The organism is Pseudomonas sp. 05T35, from assembly GCF_056396605.1.
This window is the reverse complement of sequence record NZ_JBFTLU010000701.1, coordinates 1-1,497: the sequence shown is the minus strand read 5'-3', so window position 1 is coordinate 1,497 and position 1,497 is coordinate 1. Positions and strand designations below refer to the sequence as shown.

At 54.6% G+C, this 1,497-nt stretch carries 2 protein-coding genes; both read left to right on the top strand.

Annotated elements, in window-relative coordinates:
* A partial coding sequence (locus AC1DH9_RS29015) for a GlxA family transcriptional regulator (RefSeq protein ID WP_477809322.1) occupies window positions 1–589 on the top strand: 589 nt, incomplete at its 5' end.
* A 269-nt stretch (window positions 590–858) separates the two neighbouring features.
* On the top strand, window positions 859–1,497 hold a 639-nt coding region (locus AC1DH9_RS29010; protein WP_477809321.1), incomplete at its 3' end, for a hypothetical protein.

The window sequence follows — 1,497 nt, the reverse complement described above, 5'->3', positions numbered from 1 at the left end:
TGTCACCACTCACTGGAATTCCAGCGCAAAACTCGCCAGGGAACATCCGCAAACCCACGTCGAGCCCGACAGCATCTTTATCAAGGACGGAAATATCTACACCTCGGCAGGGGTCACGGCGGGTATGGACCTGGCTCTGGCGCTGGTCGAAGAGGATCACGGCAGGGAGYTGGCGCTCAGTGTCGCTCGTGAAATGGTGATGTTCTTCAAGCGACCTGGCGGGCAATCGCAGTTCAGCGCCCAATTGGCAGCGCAAACGGCCGAACGCAGCGTGATCAGAGATGTGCAGGACTATGTGGTGGAACATTTGAAGGCAGACTTGAGCGTACCCACCCTGGCCGCCCGCGCCGGCATGAGCGAGCGCAACTTCGCTCGTACCTTCAAGGCGGAAGCCGGCTCGACCCCGGCAGAGTTTGTCGAACTTGCCCGTATTGATGCAGCCAGGCGGCTAATCGAAGATTCGGACGTATCACTCAAGCGCTTGGCCGATACAGTCGGCTATGCCAATACGGACGGGTTCAGAAGGGCGTTCATGCGGCGTCTCGGGGTTGCTCCGAGTGATTATCGAAAGCGGTTTTCATCCGTGTGAGGTAGAAGGGGCCCTGAATCGCCAAGAGCAGCAATCGACCCAATACAGGACACAAAACTCCCCTGAGACATAGGTCATGGCGTCCCGTTTCTTCCGTGCGGGTGATAGCCTGGTCGACGACTCAAGCGTTCGTAGTGCCTCGACCAGTTGCTGCCCGCGGCTGCCAACGCGTGGCTGGCCTGATGTTCAGGACGGGACAGGGACATGACAGAGAAATAAATCAGTCCCCCTTTTCATTGCAATATCATCCAAAGTGGAGGAATTTCAGAATGGATTCAGTAGATTTAGCGGGGCTGGACCCTACAGTTGAACCTGTCGCGGAGAAGTTTCACCGTGCTGGAAGGATCGCGATTGGTGCGATCCCCGTTGTTGGCTCTGTCTGCCTAGAAATCTTTAACTCAGTGCTTGAAGCTCCCTTGAATAAGCGTCGTACCGATGTCATGCGGGACATCGGCGAAGCCATCAATCATCTCATCGAGCAGGGGGTGGTTACGCAAGAAGGGCTTCAAGAAAACGACGCGTTCATTAGCACCGTTGCCGAGGTTTGTAATATATCCCTGAGAAATCACCAAGAAGAAAAGCTTGAAGCCCTGCGCAATGCGGCGATCAACGCTGCATTACCCGCCTGTCCGAGTGACGACTACCGCCAAATTTTCCTGAGTTTTGTGGATGTTTGTACGGTTACTCACATCCGGTTACTAAAACTATTTGAAGCTCCTTCCGTCTGGTTCGCAGAAAACAATCTCCCCGAGCCATACCCCACAGCGATCTCCCTATCGCAGATCATTCATTCGGCTATGCCAGAGCTGGCGGGACGGCGCGAAATCCTAGATACCGTATGGGCCGATCTATATCAGAAAGGGCTGGTTGAGATAAGGCAGCTGGAGATGATCTTAAGCCGCGAAAGT